General features: G+C 67.6%; 5 protein-coding genes and 1 tRNA gene. 4 read left to right on the top strand and 2 right to left on the bottom strand.

The window, feature by feature from the left end; translation table 11 throughout:
• A partial coding sequence (locus tag C1A33_RS21900) for an IS66 family transposase (RefSeq protein WP_165818527.1) occupies positions 1 to 530 on the top strand: 530 nt, incomplete at its 5' end.
• 48 nt (positions 531 to 578) lie between these two features.
• Positions 579 to 1,511 (top strand): recombinase family protein, encoded by a 933-nt coding sequence (locus C1A33_RS21905; protein ID WP_101833267.1) that lies wholly within the window; start codon positions 579 to 581, stop codon positions 1,509 to 1,511.
• Positions 1,512 to 1,830: 319 nt separating this feature from the next.
• Here C1A33_RS21905 and C1A33_RS34320 read toward each other — a convergent pair whose 3' ends face one another.
• Positions 1,831 to 2,115: a hypothetical protein gene (locus C1A33_RS34320; protein WP_133150782.1), complete on the bottom strand. Its 285-nt coding sequence runs from the start codon at positions 2,113 to 2,115 to the stop codon at positions 1,831 to 1,833.
• Between the two features lie 73 nt (positions 2,116 to 2,188).
• Positions 2,189 to 2,264 (bottom strand) — tRNA-Leu (locus C1A33_RS21910).
• 236 nt (positions 2,265 to 2,500) lie between these two features.
• Here C1A33_RS21910 and C1A33_RS21915 point away from each other — a divergent pair.
• Positions 2,501 to 3,100: an ANTAR domain-containing response regulator gene (locus tag C1A33_RS21915; RefSeq protein ID WP_101833268.1), complete on the top strand. Its 600-nt coding sequence runs from the start codon at positions 2,501 to 2,503 to the stop codon at positions 3,098 to 3,100.
• A gap of 43 nt (positions 3,101 to 3,143) precedes the next feature.
• A partial coding sequence (locus C1A33_RS21920) for an ABC transporter substrate-binding protein (protein ID WP_423748118.1) occupies positions 3,144 to 3,818 on the top strand: 675 nt, incomplete at its 3' end.

The following is a 3,818-nucleotide window of genomic DNA, read 5'->3' on the forward strand; positions in this document are numbered from 1 at the left end:
ACCAGCTCTGTGTCGCCCACGTGCTCCGTGAGCTGCAGGGGATCATCGACACCGCACCGGCCGGCACCTGGTGCTGGGCCAGCCAGGCCGCCGAGGCTCTCGTCGCGCTGCACCGTCTCGCCGTCGACGCCGCTGTCACCGGTATCGCGATCAACGCCACGGACCTGGCGGCCCACATCCGGCTGCTGCGTCACGCCGCCCACATCGGAATCACCCAGACCTCACCGCGCGGCACGAAACTCATGGCCGCCCGCCACGCACTCGCCTGCCGGCTCGTCGACCGCGAAGCCGACTACCTGCGTTTCACCCGCGACCTGAGGGTTCCCGCAGATAACAACGGCTGCGAACGCGACATCCGCATGATCAAACTGCGGCAGAAAGTCTCCGGCTGCCTACGTACCCTCACCGGCGCCCGCCAGTTCTGCGCGATCCGCAGCTACCTGTCCACCGCCACCAAACACGGCATCCCCCAGTTCCCCGCCCTCGTCCAACTCGCCGAGGGCCGCCCCTGGATGCCCACAACCACCTAACCAAAGATCAAAGCGGTACCTGACCAGTTACGCCGGAGTAAGAGGGCCGTGATCTATCTGCGGGTGTCGACCTTGAAGCAGGTGGGCCGCGACACCGACCCGGATGGCTACTCCCTGCCCGCCCAGCGTGAGGCCTGCGAACGCAAAGCCGCAAGCCTGGACGCCGAGGTAGTGGAAGTATTTGTTGACCGGGGTGAGTCCGCCAAGACAGCGGACCGGCCGGAATTCCAGCGGATGCTGAGCTTCGTGCGCGCGCAAGGCGACATTGACTATGTCATCCTCGATAAAGTCGACCGCTTCGCCCGAAACCGGCGGGACGACGCCAACATCATGTTCGAGCTGAAGTCCTCGGGCACGACGCTGGTGAGCGTCAAGGAAAATATTGACGAGACGCCAGCCGGGCAACTACTGCACGCCATCATGGCCGGGATCGCCGAGTTTTACTCCAAGAACCTGGCTACGGAGTCCATGAAAGGGATGGCTCAGAAGGCCAAGATGGGCGGAACGCCCGGTAAGGCCCCGGTGGGGTACCTCAACACGCGGCAGCGCATAGAGGGCCGGGAAGTTGCGATAGTCATTCTGGACCCAGACCGTGCTCCGCACATCCAATGGGCCTTCGAGATGTACGCCACGGGGGAGTGGACGATCCGCAGCCTCACGGACGAATTGGAGAGAAGAGGCCTGACCGCTGTCCCGAGCCGTAGCAGAGTTCCGAAGCCTCTTTCTCCCTCCATCGTGGCCCGGACGCTCAGCCACCGCTACTACCTTGGCAAGGTCATCTTCAAGGGCCAAGAGTACGAGGGGCGGCATCAACCCCTGGTATCGGAGGATCTGTTTACCCGTGTCCAGGAAGTCCTGCGGGCACACGACCAGTCCAGCGAGAAGCAGCGCATATACAACCATTACCTCAAGGGATCGGTATTTTGCGCGGCCTGCGGCAGCCGGTTGTGCATCACCAACGCCAAGGGGCAGTATATGTAATACTTCTGCCTGGGGCGGCACCAGCGCCGCACCAACTGCACCGCTCGGTACCGGCTGGTGGCAGAGGTGGAGGCGGCGGTGGAGCGCTACTACCGGGCGGTACGCATCCCGGACGAAGTTCAAGATCAGATACGAGAGGGTATCCGGGAAGAGGTTGGACCGCCAGCGTAGGCGGGCAACCCCGGAGATTGACCGGGCCAAGCGACGCGTCACCGAGTTGACCGACGAGCGGAAGCGGTTGGCCCGGGGCGTGGTGACTGGCTCCATCCCGGAGGACTTGGCCCATGAGGAACAGACCCGGATCACGGGGGAGCTGGCCTCAGCCAAGCGGGTCCTTGCGGCTTCCGAGACGATCTACGACCGGATCGAAGAGACCCTCACCCGGAGCTTGGCCCTCGTGGGGCAGGCAGCCGAGGTCTACGCCGCAGGTGGCCCCCAGATCCGGCGCATGAGTAACCAGTTCTTCTTCGAGAAGCTGCTGATTGATGATGTTGAGGACGACGAAGTGACGGTAGTCGCAGCTACCTTGCGTGATCCCTACGCCACGCTGGTAGCTACAGACTTTCAGCGCCGCATGATCCAAAACGCTCTGAACCCCGGCCAAGACCCCCGTGACGGCGGCCCTGGCGGGCCGACCCTCACGGTTGATCTTGGTCGGGGTTCGAATATGGACTATCTGGTACCCCGGGTGGGATTCGAACCCACACTGTCGGTGGTTTGAGCACCGTCTCTCTGCCGTTGGAGTACCGGGGCGGGCGGGTGGAGCGTCGTGCGGCGGGCTGGTGAGGCGCGGGCCGGCCGCGGGATCCCTGGAGATCATTCTGATCAATCGCGGCCGGAACGTCTCGCCCAAGACTCTATCCGGGTAGGGTGCGTTTCGACCTCCCGCCCTGCCCGTCCGCTGCGTCCAGGCCGGGTCGGACGTCACCCGACCGCCCGCCCGTCCTGCGAGACTGGTGTCATCCCGCCGAGACCAGGAGTATCCCTCGATGAGCCAACCCTCTTCGAACCCGCGTCGGGTCCTGATCGCCGAGGACGAAGCGCTGATCCGGCTCGACCTGCGGGAGATGCTCCAGGAAGAGGGCTACGAGGTCGTCGGGGAGGCCGGTGACGGCGAGATGGCCGTCAACCTTGCCGGCAAGCTGCGTCCGGACCTGTGCATCCTGGACGTGAAGATGCCCCGGATGGACGGCATCGAGGCCGGCGCCAAGATCGCCAAGGACCGCATCGCGCCGGTGGTGATCCTGACCGCGTTCAGCCAGCGGGAGCTGGTGGAGCGAGCTCGGGAGGCCGGCGCCATGGCGTACGTGGTCAAGCCGTTCCAGAAGAAGGACCTGCTTCCCACGATCGAGATGGCGATGAGCCGGTTCACGGAGATCGTGAGCCTGGAGGCCGAGGTCGAGGACCTGCAGGGCCGCCTGGAGGCTCGCAAGATCATCGAGCGGGCGAAGGGTGTGCTGCAGACCGAGCACGGCATGACCGAGCCGGACGCCTTCCGTTGGATCCAGCGGACCTCGATGAACCAGCGCCGCACCATGCGCGCCGTGGCCGAGGCCGTGCTGTCGGGCGAGGCCCTGCCAACCTCGTGACCAGCCCGACCCCGCCGGCTGTCGCCTGTGCGTCGGCGGCCGGGTGACCGGCGCGTCCCCGCACCCGGGCCCACCGCGGGACCCCGGAGCGCAACCCGATCCCGTCCCGAACGCCGGGCGCGCGCCGGAGTCGGACGCCGGCCAGGTCGCGCCCGCCGACACGACCGCGCCGGTGCGGGTGCCCACCAGCCGCGAGCGGGCGCTGCACCAGCTCGCGCCAGTGGGGCGACGGCTGGGCGGGTGGGTCCGCGGCCGCTGGCGGACCCGGCGCGGCCGGGTCGCGCTCGCCGCGATCGTCGCCCTGGTGCTCGCCGTGCCCTCGGCGCTGGGCCTCGTCCTCGCCACCACGCTCGGCGGCGGGGGCGGCGGTGCCGGGCAGACGCGGGTCGCCACCATCGGTGTCATGGCGCCGCTGTCCGGTGACCTGTCGTCCGACGGCGCAAGTGTGCGCAACGCGGTCGCGCTCGCGGTCGACGAGGCCAACGAGGACGGCGCGATCCCGGGCTGGCGGCTCGAACTGTCCAACCGGGACGACATGTCCCGTCCGGATGGCGGCGCCCAGGCCGCCGACGCCTTCGCGGCCAACGACCGGCTGATCGGTGTCGTCGGCCCGCTGAACTCCCTGGTCGCGCAGGTCGCGCTGCCGCTGGGTCAGCTGCGCCCCGGGGGCGTCCAGCCGGGCCTGCAGCGCGCGGAAGGACAGCGACCCGGCCCGCAG

This window comes from Frankia canadensis (genome assembly GCF_900197875.1).
GTDB lineage: Bacteria > Actinomycetota > Actinomycetes > Frankiales > Frankiaceae > Frankia > Frankia canadensis.